General features: G+C 56.6%; 21 protein-coding genes. 12 read left to right on the forward strand and 9 right to left on the reverse strand.

Annotated features, from left to right (window positions below; translation table 11 throughout):
• Positions 1 to 8 precede the first annotated feature (8 nt).
• The 6 genes from Q0C28_RS09135 to Q0C28_RS09160 all read left to right on the forward strand — a co-directional run bounded on the left by Q0C28_RS09135 (position 9) and on the right by Q0C28_RS09160 (position 8,147).
• Entirely contained in the window at positions 9 to 677 is a 669-nt protein-coding gene (locus tag Q0C28_RS09135; RefSeq protein ID WP_293575066.1) for a nucleotidyltransferase family protein, read from the forward strand.
• Positions 667 to 3,600: a double-strand break repair protein AddB gene (gene addB / locus Q0C28_RS09140; RefSeq protein WP_293575028.1), complete on the forward strand. Its 2,934-nt coding sequence runs from the start codon at positions 667 to 669 to the stop codon at positions 3,598 to 3,600. Before Q0C28_RS09135 ends, addB begins: the two co-directional genes overlap by 11 nt.
• Positions 3,597 to 6,974 (forward strand): double-strand break repair helicase AddA, encoded by a 3,378-nt coding sequence (addA, locus tag Q0C28_RS09145; protein ID WP_293575030.1) that lies wholly within the window; start codon positions 3,597 to 3,599, stop codon positions 6,972 to 6,974. Before addB ends, addA begins: the two co-directional genes overlap by 4 nt.
• A 61-nt stretch (positions 6,975 to 7,035) precedes the next feature.
• A complete protein-coding gene (trxA, locus tag Q0C28_RS09150) occupies positions 7,036 to 7,356 on the forward strand; it encodes a thioredoxin (RefSeq protein WP_293575032.1) in 321 nt (106 codons plus the stop codon).
• An 81-nt stretch (positions 7,357 to 7,437) separates the two neighbouring features.
• Positions 7,438 to 7,782, forward strand: a complete 345-nt coding sequence (locus tag Q0C28_RS09155; protein ID WP_293575034.1) for a Lin0512 family protein — start codon at positions 7,438 to 7,440, stop codon at positions 7,780 to 7,782.
• Positions 7,782 to 8,147 carry a Lin0512 family protein gene (locus tag Q0C28_RS09160; protein ID WP_293575036.1) on the forward strand — a complete coding sequence of 122 codons (366 nt, stop codon included), beginning with the start codon at positions 7,782 to 7,784 and terminating at the stop codon, positions 8,145 to 8,147. Before Q0C28_RS09155 ends, Q0C28_RS09160 begins: the two co-directional genes overlap by 1 nt.
• A 56-nt stretch (positions 8,148 to 8,203) precedes the next feature.
• On the opposite strand, the gene Q0C28_RS09165 is transcribed toward Q0C28_RS09160, so the two are convergent.
• The gene (locus Q0C28_RS09165; RefSeq protein ID WP_293575038.1) at positions 8,204 to 8,398 is read right to left on the reverse strand and encodes a DUF1127 domain-containing protein; all 195 of its coding nucleotides are present in this window, start codon (positions 8,396 to 8,398) and stop codon (positions 8,204 to 8,206) included.
• A 308-nt stretch (positions 8,399 to 8,706) separates the two neighbouring features.
• On the opposite strand from Q0C28_RS09165, the gene hslV reads away from it, so the two are divergent.
• Both hslV and Q0C28_RS09175 read left to right on the forward strand, forming a co-directional pair.
• Entirely contained in the window at positions 8,707 to 9,270 is a 564-nt protein-coding gene (gene hslV, locus Q0C28_RS09170) for an ATP-dependent protease subunit HslV (protein WP_293575040.1), read from the forward strand.
• A gap of 1 nt (position 9,271) precedes the next feature.
• Complete coding sequence (locus tag Q0C28_RS09175) at positions 9,272 to 10,342, forward strand: hypothetical protein (RefSeq protein WP_293575042.1); 1,071 nt, start codon at positions 9,272 to 9,274, stop codon at positions 10,340 to 10,342.
• A 75-nt stretch (positions 10,343 to 10,417) separates the two neighbouring features.
• On the opposite strand, the gene Q0C28_RS09180 is transcribed toward Q0C28_RS09175, so the two are convergent.
• Complete coding sequence (locus Q0C28_RS09180) at positions 10,418 to 10,813, reverse strand: DM13 domain-containing protein (protein WP_293575044.1); 396 nt, start codon at positions 10,811 to 10,813, stop codon at positions 10,418 to 10,420.
• A 180-nt stretch (positions 10,814 to 10,993) separates the two neighbouring features.
• Between Q0C28_RS09180 and hslU the strand changes: the two genes are divergently transcribed.
• Both hslU and Q0C28_RS09190 read left to right on the forward strand, forming a co-directional pair.
• On the forward strand, positions 10,994 to 12,304 hold the full coding sequence (hslU, locus tag Q0C28_RS09185) for an ATP-dependent protease ATPase subunit HslU (RefSeq protein WP_293575046.1): 1,311 nt from the start codon (positions 10,994 to 10,996) through the stop codon (positions 12,302 to 12,304).
• Between the two features lie 79 nt (positions 12,305 to 12,383).
• Positions 12,384 to 13,541, forward strand: a complete 1,158-nt coding sequence (locus Q0C28_RS09190; RefSeq protein WP_293575048.1) for an alpha/beta fold hydrolase — start codon at positions 12,384 to 12,386, stop codon at positions 13,539 to 13,541.
• A 6-nt stretch (positions 13,542 to 13,547) separates the two neighbouring features.
• On the opposite strand, the gene Q0C28_RS09195 is transcribed toward Q0C28_RS09190, so the two are convergent.
• From Q0C28_RS09195 to Q0C28_RS09205, 3 genes are read right to left on the reverse strand one after another with little or no spacing between them, the layout of a single operon-like run.
• Entirely contained in the window at positions 13,548 to 14,150 is a 603-nt protein-coding gene (locus tag Q0C28_RS09195) for a Smr/MutS family protein (protein WP_293575050.1), read from the reverse strand.
• Entirely contained in the window at positions 14,150 to 15,205 is a 1,056-nt protein-coding gene (locus Q0C28_RS09200) for a murein transglycosylase A (RefSeq protein ID WP_293575052.1), read from the reverse strand. Before Q0C28_RS09200 ends, Q0C28_RS09195 begins: the two co-directional genes overlap by 1 nt.
• The gene (locus Q0C28_RS09205) at positions 15,202 to 15,858 is read right to left on the reverse strand and encodes a Tim44/TimA family putative adaptor protein (protein ID WP_293575054.1); all 657 of its coding nucleotides are present in this window, start codon (positions 15,856 to 15,858) and stop codon (positions 15,202 to 15,204) included. Before Q0C28_RS09205 ends, Q0C28_RS09200 begins: the two co-directional genes overlap by 4 nt.
• Positions 15,859 to 15,973: 115 nt before the next feature.
• Here Q0C28_RS09205 and Q0C28_RS09210 point away from each other — a divergent pair, with 115 nt between their 5' ends.
• Together Q0C28_RS09210 and secB are read left to right on the forward strand one after the other, a co-directional pair.
• On the forward strand, positions 15,974 to 16,471 hold the full coding sequence (locus Q0C28_RS09210; RefSeq protein ID WP_293575056.1) for an FxsA family protein: 498 nt from the start codon (positions 15,974 to 15,976) through the stop codon (positions 16,469 to 16,471).
• 73 nt (positions 16,472 to 16,544) lie between these two features.
• Positions 16,545 to 17,045: a protein-export chaperone SecB gene (gene secB, locus Q0C28_RS09215; protein ID WP_293575058.1), complete on the forward strand. Its 501-nt coding sequence runs from the start codon at positions 16,545 to 16,547 to the stop codon at positions 17,043 to 17,045.
• 53 nt (positions 17,046 to 17,098) lie between these two features.
• On the opposite strand, the gene dnaQ is transcribed toward secB, so the two are convergent.
• Genes dnaQ through Q0C28_RS09235 form a run of 4 tightly spaced genes read right to left on the reverse strand, consistent with a single transcriptional unit; the run spans position 17,099 to position 19,806 of the window.
• A complete protein-coding gene (gene dnaQ / locus Q0C28_RS09220) occupies positions 17,099 to 17,833 on the reverse strand; it encodes a DNA polymerase III subunit epsilon (RefSeq protein WP_293575060.1) in 735 nt (244 codons plus the stop codon).
• Entirely contained in the window at positions 17,826 to 18,419 is a 594-nt protein-coding gene (coaE, locus tag Q0C28_RS09225; RefSeq protein ID WP_293575062.1) for a dephospho-CoA kinase, read from the reverse strand. The genes dnaQ and coaE overlap by 8 nt, the downstream gene beginning before the upstream one ends.
• Entirely contained in the window at positions 18,416 to 19,249 is an 834-nt protein-coding gene (locus Q0C28_RS09230; protein WP_293575064.1) for a shikimate dehydrogenase, read from the reverse strand. The genes coaE and Q0C28_RS09230 overlap by 4 nt, the downstream gene beginning before the upstream one ends.
• Positions 19,246 to 19,806 carry a nucleoside triphosphate pyrophosphatase gene (locus Q0C28_RS09235; protein WP_293575068.1) on the reverse strand — a complete coding sequence of 187 codons (561 nt, stop codon included), beginning with the start codon at positions 19,804 to 19,806 and terminating at the stop codon, positions 19,246 to 19,248. The genes Q0C28_RS09230 and Q0C28_RS09235 overlap by 4 nt, the downstream gene beginning before the upstream one ends.
• Positions 19,807 to 19,931: the final 125 nt, after the last annotated feature.

A 19,931-nucleotide genomic window follows, 5' to 3' on the forward strand; every position in this document is an offset into this window, starting at 1 on the left:
CTTCCGTGATGATTTTTGCCGCTGGCTTTGGCACCCGGATGCGACATCTGACTGCGGATCGCCCAAAACCCATGATCCCGGTCTGCGATCGTCCGTTGATTGACCATGCTCTGTCGCTTGCACAAGAAATCTCGCCCGAAAAAATCGTGATCAATACGCATTACAAAGCCGAGGTTTTGCACGCCCATCTCGACCAAACCGATGTCATTATCTGTCACGAAGACGCCGATATCCTCGACACTGGCGGCGGCTTGCGGAACGCACTTGGACATCTGGGAACAGAACCCGTTCTGACGATGAACCCAGACGTTGTGTGGCGCGGTGCCAATCCGCTCAGCGTCTTGTTGGATCATTGGGAGCCTAGCGAAATGGACGCGCTTTTGTGCTGCGTCCCGCTGACCCGAACGATTGGGCGCTCAGCAGGTGGTGACTTTCAAATGGCTGAGGATGGCCGTCTGTCTCGCGGTGGCGATTTGGTTTATGGCGGCGTACAGATCCTCAAAACGGATCGGCTTGCCACTGTGCCGGATCAGGTGTTTTCGCTGAACCGCATCTGGGATCAAATAGCGGCACAAAAGCGGCTCTATGCTGTGGAATATCCCGGCTTTTGGTGTGATGTTGGAACGCCAGAAGGCATTCCATTGGCCGAGGAGCTGTTGTCGCGAGATGATATTTGAACCGCAGCAAAACCCGCGGGTTTTTTCCGTACCCTGCGGCGTCGATTTTCCACAAGCCTTGGTGCAGGGTCTGTCACAGCGTGCCGCATCCTGTCCGCCAGAGGCAATGGCCCGGGTCGAGTTGATCATCAACACGTCCCGTATGGCGCGGCGGGTGAGAGATCTGTTTGACAAAGGCCCTGCATCGTTTCTGCCCAAACTGTCGCTGCTCTCCGACATTGACACCTGGGCCACGCTGAAAGGGTTGCCACCAGCCTTGCCACCGCTGCGCAGACGGCTGGAATTGTCTCAATTGGTGGCCAAATTGCTGGACGCCCAGCCGGATCTTGCGGCGCGTGCATCGCTCTATGATCTATCGGACAGTCTTGCAGGCCTGTTCGATGAAATGCAGGGCGAAGGTGTCAGCACCGATACGATCCGTGCGCTGGATGTCACAGATATGTCGGGTCATTGGGCCAGGGCGCAGCAGTTCATCGCGATTGCCGATGACTTTGTCAACACCCATGAACATGCCATGGATCCGCAGAAAAGACAGCGCCATGTGGTTCTCGATCTGATTGCTGAATGGCAGCACTCTCCACCGCAGCACCCCATCATTCTTGCGGGTTCAACCGGATCGCGCGGCACCACATTGCTGTTGATGGAAGCAATCGCGAAATTGCCACAAGGCGCGGTGATCCTGCCGGGATTTGATGGTGACCAACCCGAACATGTTTGGTCCTCGCTCGAGGATGCGCTGAGTTCAGAGGACCATCCGCAGTACAGATTTCACAAACTGATGCGGGACCTGAACCTTGCTCCATCCGATATTCCGGCATGGACCGCGACCGAACCCGCAGCTCCTGCCCGCAACAAACTTATCTCGCTCGCATTGCGCCCAGCGCCTGTCACCGACGCCTGGATGCGCGAGGGGCCGCAACTGCGCGACATAGATATTGCCACCAAAGACATCACTTTGGTCGAGGCCCCGGGTCCGCGGGCAGAGGCCTTGGCCATTGCGTTACGACTGCGACAAGCCGCTGAGGATGGCCAGACCGCCGCGCTGATCACCCCAGACAGGATGCTGACACGGCAGGTTTCGGCGGCTTTGGACCGATGGAACATCTTGCCTGATGATTCTGCGGGTCAACCGTTGCAACTGTCACCACCCGGCAGGTTCCTACGCCACGTGGCCGAGCTGTTCTGTCGACCTCTGCAAGCAGATGCCTTGTTGACGCTGCTGAAACATCCGCTGTGCCATGACGGGGCAGGGCGGGGCGATCACCTGCGCCACACACGCGATCTGGAGCTGACCCTGCGCCGCAAGGGACCACCGTTCCCCGATGCTGATAGCTTTGCGAATTTTGCCGTAGGCCGCGATTTGCTGCCGGGTTGGACCGATTGGCTAGCGCGCTGCTTTGCCGAAAAACCCATTTCCGGCGAGCAGTCCTTAAGCACTTGGATAGCTGCGCTTCGGGATCTGGCTGAAACCATCAGCCGCGGCAGTCAACCTTGTGATCAGGGTGGGCTTTGGGACAAGAAAGCGGGTCGCGAAGCGCGGCAGATTGTCGACAACCTGCAAGCTGAAGCCCACTATGGCGGCATGATGTCCGCCCGTGATTTTGCTGACCTGCTGCGGGCGCTCCTGTCCCAGGGGGAAGTCAGAGATCGCGACACACCATATGGCTCCATCTTGATTTGGGGCACATTGGAAGCCCGGGTTCAAGGCGCGGATTTGGTAATCCTGGGTGGGCTCAACGAAGGCAGCTGGCCAGAAGCTGCGTCGCCCGATCCCTGGCTAAACCGACAGCTGAGACATCAGGCTGGGCTGTTGCTCCCGGAACGACGTATCGGACTGTCAGCGCATGACTTCCAGCAGGCCATTGCGGCGCCGGAGGTTTGGCTCACACGCGCGGAACGCACCGAGGAGGCCGACACTGTCCCATCACGTTGGCTCAATCGTCTGACCAACCTCATGTCGGGGCTGCCAGGGCAGGGTGGACCAGAGGCGTTGGCACAGATGCGCGCGCGCGGACAAGAATGGCTTGGGTGGGCGACCGCCCTGGAGGCCCCCACGCCGCTTGCGCCGGCCCATCGCCCAGCGCCGAAACCGCCGGTTTCTGCCCGCCCCAGACGGCTGACCATCACCGAAATTCCGCGGCTTATCCGGGACCCCTACGCCATCTACGCCAAACATGTGCTTCGGCTCCGACCGCTGGACCCATTGGTGCAGGAACCCGACGCCCTATTGCGCGGCATTGTGGTTCACAAGATTTTCGAAGTGTTTATCCAAACCACTCTCAAAGATCCCAGTACGCTGGAGGTCGATCATTTTCTGCACCGCGCTGCAGAGGAGCTGGATACACATGTGCCTTGGCCCCTTGCGCGCGCGCTTTGGATGGCAAGGCTGGAGCGAATTGCCCCTGATTTCATCCAGGCGGAACAAGAACGCCAAAACCGCGCCAGACCATCCGGGTTTGAAATCCCGGGCAGAATCCAAGTCAGCCCATATGATTTTGAAATCGCGGGCACCGCAGATCGGATCGACGTGGACGACAAAGGTGGATTGCATCTGTTCGACTATAAAACAGGGGATCCACCATCTGAAAACCAACAGAAAGCGTTTGAAAAGCAACTGTTGATCGAAGCAGCCATGGCCGAAAGAGGTGCATTTGCCAAATTTGGGGCAGGGCGCGTCGAACGCGCGCTGTTTCTTGGCCTGAAGCCACCGGTCAAAGAGGTTCCCGCCCCGCTGCACGATGAACCACCCGCCAAAGTTTGGGCAGAACTACAGAAGTTAATTGGCGCTTATTTTGAGCAAGACCAAGGATATAGCAGCCGGCGCATGGTATTTCAGGACACCCAGACGGGGGACTATGATCATCTTGCCCGATATGGTGAATGGGACCGCAGTGCCCCCCCTGTGTCGGAGCTGCTGACATGACCGCGCGCGATGCCGCCTCCGAAGCACAATTTCGCGCAGCCCGGCCTGACGCCTCGACCTGGCTTGCCGCCAATGCAGGGTCCGGAAAGACCAAAGTGCTCACCGATCGGGTGGCGCGGCTGCTTTTGCGTGGCGTGCAACCACAGCATATTCTGTGTCTGACCTATACCAAGGCCGCAGCCAGCGAAATGCAGAACCGTCTGTTCAAACGGCTCGGTGAATGGGCCATGCTGGAAGATGACGCGCTCGCCGCCGCGCTCGTTGATCTGGGAGAGGGAGACACGGTCACCGCCGAGGGAATGGCGCAGGCACGGACGTTGTTTGCCCGCGCAATCGAAACCCCTGGTGGGCTGAAAATTCAGACGATCCATTCCTTTTGTGCCTCCTTGTTGCGGCGCTTCCCGCTGGAGGCTGGGGTCAGCCCACAGTTTTCAGAGATGGAAGACCGCTCTGCACTGTTGCTGCGAAATGAGATCACCGAAGATTTTGCCCGTGGCGAGGGACGGTTCACCAGCGAACCCGCGCTCATTGCAGAGCTGGCGCAGGTGGTAACCGACAGTGATTTTGCCAGTTTGACCAACGCAGTCTGCCAACGCCGGGCAGAATTCGAAGCCCCGCTGGACCGCAACGCATTGTTGGACCTGTTCGGTCTCCCCGCAGGTTATGATCACGAAGCATTGAAAAACGCGGTTTTTCTCGGCGGGGAACAGGACCTGTTGGCCCGGACCATAGCGATGCTGAAACAGGGGGGTGCGAATGATGCAAAGGCAGCGGCAAAACTGTCATCCATCACCGCGCTTGATCTGTCGGCCTTGCCTCTTTTGGAATCCGTCTTCCTGACCGGCGCCAGCGCAAAGGAACCGTTCACAGCCAAGATCAACAGTTTTCCGACCAAAAAACTTCGCGAGGCACATGTTGATCTGATGGACCAACTGGAGCCTCTGATGTTGCGCGTGGAGGCTGCACGCGCCCAGCGCCTTGCATTGGCTGCGGTCCACAAATCCGACATTCTGCACCGGTTTGCCGCGGTGTTCCTGCCGGAATACGAACGGCGCAAACAACAACGTGGTTGGTTGGATTTTGATGATCTGATCCTCAAGGCGCGACAACTGTTGAATGATCCCGCTGTTGCGGCATGGGTGCTTTATCGTCTGGATGGCGGCATCGACCACATCCTGGTCGACGAAGCACAAGACACCAGTCCAGCACAATGGGACGTGGTGGAAAAGCTGGCACAGGAATTCACCGCCGGAGAGGGCGCCCGATCAGAGGTCGAACGCACCATTTTTGTGGTCGGAGACAAAAAGCAGTCGATCTATTCCTTCCAAGGAGCTGACCCGGACGCGTTTGATCGAATGCAGGCCGAATTTGCGCATCGCTTGAACGAAAATGGCAGCGGATTGCAGAACGCCGCGCTTGAATTCTCGTTCCGGTCGTCAGCCGCAATTTTGGGGCTGGTGGACAGGGTCTTTGAAAACAGCGAAGGCGCTGGTTTTCACAAAGAGGCGCTGCATCGGGCGTTCAAATCAGATTTGCCCGGACGCGTTGATCTTTGGCCAGTGGTGGAAAAGGTCGAGGCCGAGGAAGAGCGCGATTGGACAGATCCTGTTGATCGACCAAGCGCGCGCCACCATAGTGTCATCCTGGCTGATCGGATCGCCAGCACCATCAAGGAGATGATCGACACGGGCGTGACGCTGCCCGAGGATGGGCCGACACGCGGCAGCTATCGGCGGCGTCCGGTACAGCCGGGTGATTTTCTCATCCTTGTGCAGAGACGCTCGGAACTGTTTTCCGAAATCATCCGCGCTTGCAAAGCAGCGCGCTTGCCCATCGCGGGGGCAGACCGGCTCAAGGTTGGTGCTGAACTTGCCGTCAAAGACATCGCCGCAGTTTTGTCGTTCCTCGCCACGCCCGAAGATTCACTGTCGCTTGCTGCGGCGCTGAAATCCCCCCTGTTTGGGTGGGATGAACAAAGCCTGTTTGATCTCGCCCATCGTCGCGAAGGCGGCAGCCATCTGTGGAAAGCACTGCGTGACCGCGCAGATGAATATCCAGCCACAATGGCCATCCTCAACGATCTGCGGGGGCAGACAGATTTTCTGCGGCCCTATGATCTGATTGAACGCATTCTGACCAGACACCAAGGCCGTCAACGTCTCTTGGGTAGATTGGGGCCAGAGGCTGAGGATGGCATCAACGCGCTGCTCAGCCAGGCATTGGCCTATGAACGCTCCGACATCCCGAGCCTCACTGGGTTTCTGGTCTGGATGCAGACCGATGATCTCGAAATCAAACGCCAGATGGGTGCAGCGGGCAATATGATCCGGGTGATGTCCGTGCATGGATCAAAGGGGCTTGAGGCGCCCATCGTGATCCTGCCGGATACTGCAAAACGCCGCGCACCCCGCGACGAAGAGATCATGCGCGCCAATGGCGAGGCTATCTGGAAACTGCCCAGCGCACAGATGCCAGAGGTGATGCAGGCCGCACGCAACCTTGCGCAGGACAAACAACACAACGAGCGCCAGCGCCTGCTCTATGTGGCGCTGACACGTGCAGAGAAATGGCTGATCGTCGCCGCAGCAGGTGATTTGTCGAAAGACGGTGACAGCTGGTATCAGCGGGTCGAGCAGGCGATGCAGACCAGCGGCGCCACGCCGTATGATACTGGCCATGGCGAGGGGCTGCGTCTGGAGCATGGCGATTGGGAGGGGCTGCCATTTCACCAAGAGCTCACACCAGAGGTCATTCCACCAAAGCTGCCGGATGTATTTCAGACCCAGCCACCCGTCTATGTGGCGCCGCCCGCGACGATCAGCCCGTCAGAGCTGGGCGGAGCCAAAGCGCTCGCTGGGGATCTGGGCCAGGACGAAGAACAAGCCAAGGCCCGCGGGTCTCGTTTGCACAAGTTGTTGGAATATCTGCCGCAAGTCCCAGATCGCGACCAATGGCCTCTTGTTGCCAAAAACCTGCTGGCTGATCACCCGGAAACCGAAAACCTGCTGGCCGAAGCAACCAGGGTTCTTACCGCACCCGAACTGGCGCATTTCTTTGGTGCGCAATCGATGACGGAGGTCGCTGTGACGGTCATGTTGGATGACCGGCGCCTACATGGGGTTATTGATCGCCTATTGGTGACAGAAGACAGGGTCCAGGCGATTGATTTCAAATCAAACGCAACGGTGCCAACCGATCCTGAAAATTGCCCTGATGGGCTGCTGCGGCAGATGGGGGCCTATGCGCATGCCTTAAGGCAGATCTATCCGGACAAGCATATTGAAACAGGATTGGTCTGGACCCGGACCGCCACGCTCATGTGGTTGCCACACGAACTTGTGTCATCCGCGTTTCAGCGGCGGCAGATGCCTTGACGATCTGTTAAGCCATTCATAGGTTCTGACACCAACTGCCACACTCTATGGAGACATTCCAATGTCCACCGTTGCCGTAACCGACGATACATTCGATGCTGAAGTGAAAAATTCCGAAGTCCCCGTTGTGGTCGACTTCTGGGCCGAATGGTGCGGCCCCTGCAAACAAATCGGCCCGGCTCTGGAAGAGCTGGCGGCTGAATACGGCGACAAGGTCAAGATTGCCAAGGTCGACGTCGACAGCAACCCAAATGCCGCGGCTGCCATGGGCGTGCGCGGTATCCCGGCGCTGTTCATCTTCAAGGATGGTCAGGTCGTCTCCAACCGCGCAGGCGCTGCCCCAAAGGCCGCACTGCAAAGCTGGATTGACGAGTCCATCTGATCGCTGATCAGCGATGACAAACATAGGTGAGGCGTCCCAATGGGGCGCCTTTTCTTTGCCACCCCTTTGGAAAGGAACGACATGACACAGACACGCGTGCTGGTCGAATTTGGTATGGGAACCTCGCTGCGCCGACATGACTATACCGAAGCGGCAAAACGAGCGATCAAAGATGCGCTTTGGCACAATTCGGTCAGCGTTGCCGAGCTCTTTGACTTTCCCAAAGATGCCATGCAGATCCGGGCGGAAATCGGCGTTCAAAATCCAGATGCCGTGGACCGTGAGGAGCTGAAAAAGATCTTTCCCTACGGGCAACCCGAAATTCACATCACCAAAGGTGGACTGGACATCGCCAAGCCAGATGAAGGCCACACCGTGATCGCCAACGCCGCGATTATCGTATCTTTTGACATGGAGCCGGTCTGATGACTGAAAAACGCATCATTCTCGAAATGGGAACCGGAAACGATCTTTATGGTCAAGACTACACGAAAGCGGCAAAGCGGGCGGTTCAGGACGCTTTGCATCACTCCTCGATCACACTTTTTGCGAAACTTGGTATTGATCACACGGAAATGCGCGTTGATGTCACCATCGGCGTTCAGGAACCTGACAGGGTAGATTGCGCTGCTGTCGCGGCAGACCTGCCACGCGGACGCGCAACCGTGCGGGCCGTGAAGGGGGGATTGGACGTATCAGACGGACCTGACAGCAAACATGTCGTAGCAACCGCAGCCATCGAAGCCTGGCTGCCCGACCAGGCCAAGAACTACAGATTGACTGAACGATAAAAAAGAAAAAGCCGCCCGAAATGAGCGGCCTATCTTATTCGAATGATATCGAAACCTTAGAAACGTGCGATTTCCGCGCGGGTCAGACCGATGTCGTCCAATTGAACATCCGTCAGCTGAGACAGGGCGTTGCGGGTGTCACGTGCTTCTTTCCAGGACAGGATCGAAGACTTAACAGTGTAGACTGCGTCCACCAGGCGGAGAAGAGTAACTGCTCCGAGCGGCGCATGGATATTTGCAGTGGTAGCCATTGGCGCTTTCCTTGTAAGAAACAGCCGACCCCTTGTCGGTTGTAGGCCTCAGATAGGATGGCCAACTTAGTCTCACAATTGCCGGTTTGACAGCTCCGCCTTGCAATTTGTGCATAACATCTCCACGGGCTCACCCCTCAACTTCACGACATCAAAGGGATGTTGACCCGCTGAGCGCAATGCTTCTATGCGGCCGCGATATAGCTTGGAGCGCGCTATCCTCTTGATCCCTCATGGCTCCAGCGGATAGCACCCGGTTGAGCTGACGGGCTGCCATGCCCATATTGCCCGCATATAAGGAGACCAAAATGGCAGATGATCAATTCCCCGGTTGGCACGGCACAACGATTATTGGTGTAAAGAAAGACGATGAAGTGGTCATCGCCGGCGACGGGCAGGTCTCATTGGGGCAGACGGTGATCAAGGGAACCGCCCGCAAGGTGCGCCGCCTTTCACCAGGTGGATTTGACGTTGTGGTCGGTTTTGCGGGCTCTACCGCTGACGCCTTTACCCTGCTGGAACGGCTGGAAGCAAAACTGGAAGCCACCCCCGGACAATTGGCCCGCGCAAGCGTGGAACTGGCCAAAGACTGGCGCACGGACAAGTATCTGCAAAAATTGGAAGCCATGCTGATCGTGAGCGATGGATCCGATTTGTTTGTGATCACCGGAGCAGGCGACGTTCTGGAGCCAGAGCACAACGTTGCAGCCATCGGGTCGGGTGGGAACTTTGCCTTGGCGGCGGCACGTGGATTGTACGACAGTGACCGCGACGCCGAAGCGGTGGCACGCGATGCCATGGCGATTGCCGCAGATATCTGCGTTTACACGAACGGTCGTCTGACCGTCGAACGCATCCGCAAGGCAACGTGATATGAGCCAAATCGACCAGGATGATATTCGCGCCGCCGTCGGCTCAGGATTGCTGAGCGAAGCGCAGGCCGCATCACTCACAGCACTGGCCCACAGTCGGCGTAATGCACGCGAGAAGCTGTCACCTGGTGATGAGCCGTTTGAATTGTTTCGCGGATTCAACGAGATTTTCATCGTGATCGGTTTGATTATCTTGGCGACCGGCTGGGGTGCGGTCACTGGGCTGTCTGTCGCCAACAACTTGGGCGGCGTGCTGGAAAAGGCCACGATGTGGTCGATTATCGGAGCGATGATCCTTTGGGTGCTGAGTGAATATTTCATCCGCCGCCGCCGCATGGTTGCGCCTGCTATTGCGCTCTCCATCCTGTGGACGATCAACGCCTCCATCGGCATGACGGCGGAATTTTCCCAAGTTTTCATGCTGATACAGAATGACTATTCCAGCCTGGTTTTGCCCATGGCCCTGACCACAGCAGCCATTGGCCTGTTCTGGCTACGGTTTCGCGTGCCCTTTGCGATGGCTCTGATGGCGCTTGGGGTGTTTGCAATCGCGCTGATGATCGCAGCCCAGCAGGTGGGCAGCCCCTCCGGTTTTTCAGATCTCTTCCTGTTTTCAGCATCTGGCCCGTTTGCATGGGTCACATTGCTGGTTGGCTTGGGGGTTTTTGCAGCTGCAATGATGTTTGATCTCAGCGATCCCCACAGGGTCACCAGACGCTCCGCTCAGGCGTTTTGGCTGCATGTGGTGGCGGCCCCTGCGCTGGTCAACACCATTGCGCTCAGCTTGCTGGAACGTGAAACATCACAGGCGCATATGGCGTTGTTGGCCGTGCTGCTCGCCTTTGCCGTTGTGGCAATCGTGATTGATCGCCGCTCATTCCTGATCGCAGCAATCGGCTACATCGTCACCCTTGCCGCTACGGTTTTCGACGGCGAAGGCGCGGCGATGACCATTCTCTTGCTCGGACTATTCCTGGTCTTGCTTGGCGCATTTTGGGCGCGGATCAGGGCCTGGCTCATGGCACCGTTGGCTCATGTCCTGCCGGTGAACCGCCTACCGCCGGCCCATTGATGCAGGATCAGCGACATAGTGTTTGCATAAAGGGCCAGAGAAATTCTCTGGCCCTTCGCGTCCCTGAAACGGGTCTTATTTGATCTTCGCAACACCCAACGGCACGCCGGCAACTTCACACCAGATGTACACTTCGTTGTGGGCTGAGATGTCCAATGTTGGGGGCACTGCATAGCGCTGTTTGCCAGTCAGGTTCAGCAAAGCACCCAGCTTTGTCTCTGGATCGTAGGTGCCATCTTTGCCAAATGCGACGCGCGGATCCGGACCCCCATCAAGGGAAAAGTCATCAGCAAGCTCAACAATGTAGCGGCCGTTTTCCTTAACCACTTTCACGCCACCGGTGGTGATGTGGTTGGAAAGGCCTTCAAATGTGCCCTTTGCCCCACCGGCAACGGCAGCGGTTGCACCGGAAATCGCCAGGGTGGCAGTGGTCGCTGCGGCGGCAGCAAAGAAAGAGCGGCGGTTCAGCATTTGTGTCTCCTCTTCAAAACGCTTGCCTCATCTGTTCAGGTTCCAGATCGAAAAGAAACCGCACCTCACCGCCGTATTATCTGCCGTGTTTATTGTGGGTTACCGCGTGAGCATTCCGTGATCACCTTGTGTTTTTCCGCCCCATCACTAGTTTCCTATGGAAACAAGAAAGATGATCACATGACTGACCTGACCCCCCGCGAAATCGTTTCGGAATTGGACCGCTTCATCATCGGGCAGACCGATGCCAAACGCGCGGTTGCTGTGGCCTTGCGAAACCGTTGGCGCCGCAAGCAACTGGGCGATGACCTGCGTGATGAAGTCTATCCAAAGAACATTCTGATGATCGGACCCACCGGTGTCGGGAAAACCGAAATCTCTCGCCGGCTGGCAAAATTGGCGCGCGCGCCCTTCATCAAAGTCGAAGCGACAAAATTCACCGAGGTTGGATATGTGGGCCGCGATGTGGAGCAGATCATCCGGGATCTGGTTGATGTCGCCATCGTGCAAACACGTGAACACATGCGCGATGATGTAAAGGCCAAAGCCCGCAAAGCCGCCGAAGACCGTGTGTTGAAGGCGATCGCCGGCGACGATGCACGCGAGGCGACCCTCGAAATGTTTCGCAAAAAACTGAAATCAGGTGAGCTGGACGATACAGTGATCGAATTGGAGATCACCGACAGTTCCAATCCGATGGGCGGAATGTTTGAAATTCCCGGCCAGCCCGGTGCCAACATGGGCATGATGAACCTGGGTGATCTGTTTGGCAAAGCCATGGGTGGCCGCACGACCCGCAAAAAGATGACCGTTGCCGACAGTTATGAGGTTCTTATCGGGGAAGAAGCAGACAAACTGCTGGACGATGAAACGGTGACCAAAGCGGCGCTGGAATCCGTTGCACAGAACGGGATCGTCTTCCTGGATGAAATCGACAAGGTCTGCGCGCGCCAGGATGCCCGTGGCGGCGACGTCAGCCGCGAAGGGGTGCAGCGCGATCTGTTGCCGTTGATCGAGGGAACCACGGTTTCGACAAAACACGGTCCGATCAAGACCGACCATATCCTGTTCATCGCCTCCGGTGCGTTTCATATTGCCAAGCCCTCTGATCTGCTGCCGGAGCTTCAGGGACGTTTGCCGATCCGGGTCAACCTGCGCGCCCTCAGCGAAGAAGACTTCGTGCGCATTCTGACCGAAACGGATAACGCGCTGACGCTGCAGTACTCCGCGCTTCTGGGCACAGAAGATGTGACCGTGACATTCACCAAAGATGGCATCGCATCGTTGGCGAAAATCGCAGCCGAGGTGAACCAAACCATCGAGAATATCGGTGCCCGTCGTCTCTACACTGTGATTGAACGGGTGTTTGAAGAATTGTCCTTCTCAGCACCTGACAAAGCCGGCGAGGAAATCACCGTTGATGCTGATTTTGTGCTGAAGAACCTTGGCGAGTTGACCAAATCCGCGGACGTCAGCCGATACGTCTTGTAACCGCTGTTTACTGGATCTCATACGTGGACATAGCGGCACCGTAACAGTAGCCTGCCGCTATGGTTTTCTTGGTGCCGCTATGCTGACAACCCGTCGTGTTTTTGCGTTTTGCTTGCTGATCATGGGGCTGGCGGGATGTGCGGACAGATCGTTTTCGCCCACCGTTCCGGAGGCGCTGCAGGTTGGCACAGCAAAAACTGTTTTTGCCGTCACGACGCGGGAACCGTTAGACGACGGTACCTATGGACCACAACGATCCGACGACGTTGATCTTCTGGAATTGACTGTGTCAGTCCCACCAAACCATCAGCCAGGTCGCTTGGATTTCGGCTATGCAGATCCAGATCCCAACAGCGAATTTGTCATGGCGGGCCGCCATCGCCTGCCGCATATGGACAGCTTGAACACACGCGTCGCAGCGGATCTGGCGGCATATCCCCCCAATGAGCGGGATGTGACCGTATTTGTGCATGGGTTCAACTCCACCCAGCCAGAAACCGCCTTTCGTGCTGCGCAGCTGAGCACCGATATCGGCATTCCTGGATCCACGATCATCTATTCCTGGCCCAGCCAGGGCACACCGCTTGGCTACGCATATGACGGCGACAGCGTGCTGTTTGCGCGCGATGGCCTGGAATATCTGTTGCGCAATCTCAAACCGGGTCCCTCAAATCGGGTCGTTCTGGTGGCACATTCGATGGGATCGCAATTGGTCATGGAAACGCTGCGCCAGATCGATATCAAAACCCCCGGTTGGAGCAGCTCAAACCTTGGTGCTGTGGTTTTGATGTCCCCTGACCTTGATGTCGAAGTTTTTCGCAGCCAGATGCGGCGCATTGATCCGCCACCAGAGCCTTTCATTGTCATGGTGTCCCGAAAGGACAACGTGCTCAATCTCTCACAGCGCTTGCGCGGCACGCACAATCGGGGCCGGCTTGGCAATCTTGCATCCCTAGAGGATGTATCCGAATTGCCCATCCAGGTTGTCGATACCACCGAATACGCCGACACCGCCGCATCAGGACATTTTGTGGCAGCCACATCGCCTGCGGTTTTGTCTATCCTGAGCGCAGCGCGAGAAGCCTCTGCCAGTTTCGACAGAGATGCCGTGCCACTACAACGCATCCTACCAGGGCGACTTGTCATCGGAACGGACCGCAGTAACGAACGCAAAGCGGTGGAGCTGACCTTGTCAGAGGCGTACAGTCAGGACGCGTTTCGCTCTGAGGATCGTTGATCCAATCTACCGACTGCGTCGCAGATACACGTAGTAGGCTCCGCCACCCCCATGGCTGATATGTGCAGGGGTCACTTGCATAACCACCGATGATAACGGGGGCAGGGACAACCATTGCGGCACTTGGTGCCGCAGAACCCCACGCGGCACAGGCATTGGGCCGGGTTCATCGCGATCTTTGCCCTTACCAGTAATGACCAGAACCAGCCGTTTGCCGGTGCTGTGTGCAGACATCACAAACCGAACCAATGCAGGATGTGCGGTATCGATGCGCATGCCATGCAAATCCAATTTGCCCTCTGGTCGCAATTTCCCACGGGTCATTTTGCGATAGGCTTTGCCATCCATCTGCAAAGGAGCCGCTTTCAAGCCAACCGAAACGCTGGGTTTCAGATCATGTTTGGGGGATTTCGGTTTAGCGTTTATGCCAACTTCGAACAGTTCCGGGGTAAATGTCGTCGCAGGTGTGTCCGACGCTTTGGCAGGCTCGCCCTGTGACAATGGTGGGCTTATGGGCGCGGCATAGGTTTGGGGATGCAGACGCTCTGCCTGTTTGGCAACGCGCTGCCACAGGTCGATTTCATCAGCTGTCAGTTTGCGCCGGGTCATCAGTAGTCCTCCGGCAACAGCGCATAGGCCCTTTGGATCGGTAACAACACCACCATTCGGCCTGGATCGCGCAGTTTCCCGGCTGCCGCGCCAGCATCATCACCGCTGCCAAAGAATATATCCGCTCGCTGCGCGCCCTTGATGGCTGAGCCAGTATCTTGCGCAATCATCAATCTACGCATTGGATCTGCACCATCTTTTTCGACCCACACAGGCGCACCAAGCGGCGTGTAGCGCGGATCCACTGCAAGGCTGCGAAGCGTGGTCACTGATCGGTTCATGGCCCCCAGTGGTCCAGCGTTGGCAGGCACCTTGCTGACCTCCCGAAAGAACACATAGGACGGATTGTGGTTGAGCAGTTCCTCGCCGGCGACAGGATTACGGCGCACCCAGTTTTTGATCACCGCAGCACTAACCTGATGAATGCTGTAGACACCACGACGAACCAGTTCTGTTCCGATCGATCGGTAATCATGGCCGTTTGCGCCGCCGTAACCCACACGAATTGACGAACCATCCGGCAGCCGAATGCGACCTGAGCCTTGGATTTGAAGGAAAAACAGCTCGACCGGGTCGTCCACCCAAGCGATTTCGAGCCCACGCCCATCCATCACACCGCTGTTGAGCAGTTCTCGGCGCGATAGCCACACATCAGTTCTCTTTGCTTCAGGTGGCTGCCGATAAACTGGATAACGGTAGCGCGCTGTCGGGTGGCGCGACCCTGACAATTCTGGTTCAAAATACCCTGTGAAGAGAGCAGGTTTGCCATCTTCGATCAGCACAGGCCGGAAAAATAGCTGAAAGAACCCTTTGGCGGCGCTTGCGTCCTGATCTTTTGCCAAGGCGCACAGGGCCCGCCAATCAGGATCTTTGAGGTCGCGGCAGGTTTGCAGAAAGGCAGTCAGCGCTGCTTCGTGGTTGTCTTTCTCCCAGCCCTCAAGCTGATCAAACGACAACATTTTGATGGTGGTTTCAGCAAAAGCCGGCTGCCAAAAAGCAGATGCGCCAGCCCAAAGGGCCAGCGCATAAATCAGCCGCTGAAACCTGGCCATCACGCGTCCGTTGCAACAAGGAACCAGTTGGGATCAGAGCTGCCCATTGTACGCCCAAAGACCCAGGTGTCTTTCTGACGTTTTACAGTGTTTGCATCGCCTTCGATGATGTCACCACCGCGATCACGCACAACCGAGGTCAGCTCAGCGACAAATCGCATCGTCACCTGGGCTTCACCGGTTGCCGGATCAAAGCTGGTATCGACCAAAGTGGTTTCACGCACGCCCACAAATTCCGCTTCGATAGTCAGCCCCTGATCTTCGCGGTGCGACACGGCGGTCACAAAACTGTCGAAGACGTCTTCTGCAAGGAAGGGTTCAATATCATTCAGATCGCCTCGCTCGAACGCCATGAGGATCATTTCATAGGCGCCGCGCGCACCCTGAACAAACTCCCGTACTTCGAACTGGGGTTCCGCCTTTTTCATCGCAGCCAGATCGTTCGCCTGGGCGCTGCCCTCGGGAACATAATCAACGATATCTTGATCAGGGCCACCTTCGATCACCTCAAAGTCACGCCGTCTGGGGGACGGGTCGGCTTGCGGTACTGCAGGCTTTTCGAACCCTTCGCGCGTGCCAAGGACACTTTTAAGGCGCAGGATCAGAAAGACGGCAATGCCGGCCAAAACCAAAAGCTGAATCACAGGCGACTCCATATTGACCTCTACGGTAGATGTTCGTGCTTCGTTTGAAACTTTTATGCTCCAGCCTTATGTAGGTGACGGGTGGGAGCAAGTCCACCTTCCCACATAAGTTCTAGGAAATCTGTAAATGTATCTTTTTCTAGCTTTTCTCATGGTCCCGATCCTTGAAATCGCCCTTTTCATCCAGGTTGGGGGGACAATCGGGCTGTGGCCAACGCTCGCCATTGTGGTGATGACGGCCGTTCTGGGAACATGGTTGGTCCGAACACAGGGCCGGCTGGCGATGGGTCAGCTGCGGAATTCCTTTCAACAGCTCAATGACCCAACAGAGCCGTTGGCCCATGGGGCAATGATCCTTTTTGCCGGCGCTCTGTTGCTCACACCGGGCTTTTTCACGGATGCTGTCGGCTTTGCCCTGCTGGTTCCGAAAATTCGCATGGGCGTTTATAGATACATCCGATCCAAAGTGACTGTGGCGCAATTCCAGATGGGCCCAGGTGCCATGCACGGGCGGACCTATCCTGGCCAAAACAGCCCGCGACCCGACGCAGATGTGATCGATGGTGACTACGAAGAGGTCAAACCTGAACAGCCGCGCAAAGGACCATCGGGCTGGGTGAAGTGAGCCGCGCAACGCCCGTTGAGATACGGCATGCAAGCTGATAAGCACGTCCTGAACAGAGTTTAGGAGTAGCTTCATGGCTGAAAACAGCGCAAACGAGGGCGTGCAGCAACCGCAGGTCCAGATGAATGTCCTCGGTCAGTATATCCGCGACATGTCTTTCGAGAATGTCATGGCACAAAAAGGTGTCGGCGCCGATGTACAGCCGGATGTAAGCGTCCAGGTTGCGCTTGATGCGAAAAAGCGTCCAACCGAAAACCAGTACGAAGTCATCACAAAGCTGAACATTGAATCCAAGAGCAAAGATGGCGCAGTTGTCCTGTTTGTTCTGGAGTTGGAATATGTCGGCATTTTCAACATTTCCGGCATCGCGGAAGATCAGCTGCATCCCTTCCTGCTGATTGAATGCCCGCGGATGCTGTTCCCGTTCCTGCGTCGGATCGTGTCAGACGTCACACGTGACGGCGGCTTCCCGCCGTTGAACCTCGACAACATCGATTTCGTCGCTATCTACCGCAACGAATTGGCACGCCGCCAACAGGCCAGCGCTGCCGCGGCCGAGGCCCCAACGCAGTAACGCTGCAAAAGACTACCATAGAAAGCGCCGCTCCAACCGAGCGGCGTTTTTTGTTATTCGCTCTTACCGGCCCAAAGGGCGTTTTCACCCATTTTGGCAACAAAAGCTGCATGGGCCTGCTCTTCCTGCTCCGTCAAGCGGGAGGGCAGTGGCGATGTGCGTGGGGTCGGGCGCCAATCGTCGGTGGCGGTAACGCCGGGTTTGGACGTCTTAACGGCTGACAGCCCAAAGTCAGGCTGACGACCGCCAATCAATTCCAGATACACGTCTGCTAGAATTTCGGAGTCTAACAGAGCTCCGTGGAGGGTCCGGTTGCTATTGTCGATATTGAACCGCCGACACAACGCATCCAGTGTTGCCGGCGAGCCTGGGAAGCGTTGCCGCGCCATGGTCAGCGTATCGACCGCCTGATCCATCGGCAGTTTTGCCAACCCCATGCGGTCCAGCTCATAGTTCAGGAACTTCATATCAAAGGAGGCATTGTGAATGACCATCTTTGAATCGCGGACGAAATCGACAAACCCCTGACCAACCTTGGCAAAGACAGGTTTGTCGCGCAGCGTCACCGCGCCCGGAGCCGGTTGTTGCGGTGGCTCCAGCAGGTCTGGACCGATCCCATGAACGCCAAAGGCCTCTGATGGCATCGACCGTTCGGGATTGATGTAGACATGAAATGTCTCACCCGTGGGCATGTGATTGAGCAACTCAACAGCACCGATTTCGACGATCCTGTCGCCAGAAAACGGATCAAAACCTGTGGTTTCGGTATCGAGAACGATTTCACGCATGGTGCAGCTGCTTCCTGATGGCGTTCAGAATATCACGCACCTGTTGGCGCGCATGATCAAGACTGTCCGTCTGAATGAGATAATCCGACCGCGACTTTTTCTCTTCTATCGGCATCTGTTTTTGCAGGATCTGCTCAAATTGCTCAACCGTCATGGTGCCGCGGTCCATGACCCGCTGCCGCTGTGTTGCTGGATCGGTCCAGACGCAGGCCACCGCATCCATCGATGTGTGTCCTCCGGTTTCAAACAACAGCGGAATATCGAACACCAGAATTTCTTCTGCCGCTGATGCCCGAAAATCAGCGCGATCTGCGGCAACCAACGGGTGCACGATTGCTTCAATCTGGGCCAGCGATGACGGGTCTTTGCTGATGATGTCACGCAGGGCAGCGCGATCGATCTTTTGATCGACGATTGCGTAGGGGAATTTTGCAGCAAGCGCCGCGACTGCAGCACCACCGACATCATACAGACGGTGCACTGCCGCATCAGCGTCCCAGATACCGCAGCCCTCATCCGCAAACAGCTGCGCTGTTGTGCTTTTTCCCATGCCAATGGAACCGGTGAGACCCAAAGCAAACGTCATGCAAGCGCCGCCGCACGGGTGGCATCATCTACCTCTGGTCGGGTGCCAAACCAGCGTTCAAAGCCAGGGACAGCCTGATGGAGCAACATGCCCAAGCCATCAACGGTGGTGCATCCGGCCTCTTCGGCCCATTGCAGCATATCCGTTTTCAAAGGCGTATAGACTAGATCAGTGACCACCGTGTCTTTGCGCAACCCATCCAGTGGGACCCGGAACCTGGGCTTGCCCACCATGCCAAGCGACGTGGTGTTCACGACCAATTTGGCCTGTTCCACCACATTACCAACCTGAACCCATTCCACGACCTGAATACGTGATCCAAATTCAACACGAAACTGGTCCGCGCGTTCGCGGGTTCGGTTGCTCAACAAGATTTCGGGAACACCCGCTTCCAACAATGACGCAATGACTGCTCTGCTTGCACCGCCAGCGCCAAATACGACCGCTGGACCGGATTTAGGATCCCAATCAGGCGCAGACTGCTGGAGATTGGTAATGAACCCGTACCCATCTGTATTATCAGCAAGAATGGAACCATCTGGACGAAAGATCAGAGTATTCGCAGCCCCGATGAGGGTCGCGCGATCGGTGACCTGATCGGCGATCTCCATAATCTTCTCTTTGTGAGGAATGGTCACGTTTGCGCCGACAAACCCCATCTTGGGCATGCTGCGGAGCACGGTTTCCAGGTCGTCCGCTTCCACATGGATCGGCACATAATGACCCGCGATCCCATATTTGCGGAGCCAATGCCCATGAACCAAAGGGGACCGTGAATGGCTAATGGGGTTGCCGATCACACCAGCCAGAGGGACCTTTGCTTCACTCATTGTTCGATTGCTCCCAGACCGGCGAGATAATTGAGTAGTTCCAATAGTGGCAAACCAAGAACATTGAAATAATCGCCCTCCACTTTTGTAAACAGGCGCACACCTTCTTCTTCGAGCTTATAGGCGCCGACAGCGTGGCGTATGCTGTCCCAATTGCGATCGATGTAGTTCCGCAGGAAGCGATCCGAACTCATTCTCATCCGCAAGCGAACCTGCCCAACCTCTCGCCAGAGGGGTTCACCGTCGCGATAAATCACCGCGGCAGAGAGCAAGCTGTGCTGTTTTCCGCGCATTTGTTTCAACTGCTGCAGCGCGTCTTCTGGATCTTTGGGTTTTGATAACAATTTTCCATTAAAGTCTAAGACCTGATCGCAGCCCAGAACCAAGGCTCCGGGAAACTTAGAACTGACCTTGCGCGCCTTCGCCTCGGCAAGTGCATCCGCGATATCGCGCGGCGATGCATCCTCGGCAAGCAGCGCTGCTTTGATGGCCGCCTCGTCAACACGGGCGACGGATACATCAAACTCCAGGCCTGCCTGCCGCTGTAAGTGCCGGATGTAATCTCCCCAAAAGGGGCGTTTGAAATTTCCCCAGTTGGTAGCGTCCTGGGCGATTTTTGAACCTTAAATATTCAAAAATCGAACGGGGCGCGGGCCGTTAAGCTCGAAGCTCAAGAAGAAGG

It is taken from the genome of Phaeobacter sp. (genome assembly GCF_022825805.1).
GTDB lineage: Bacteria > Pseudomonadota > Alphaproteobacteria > Rhodobacterales > Rhodobacteraceae > Phaeobacter.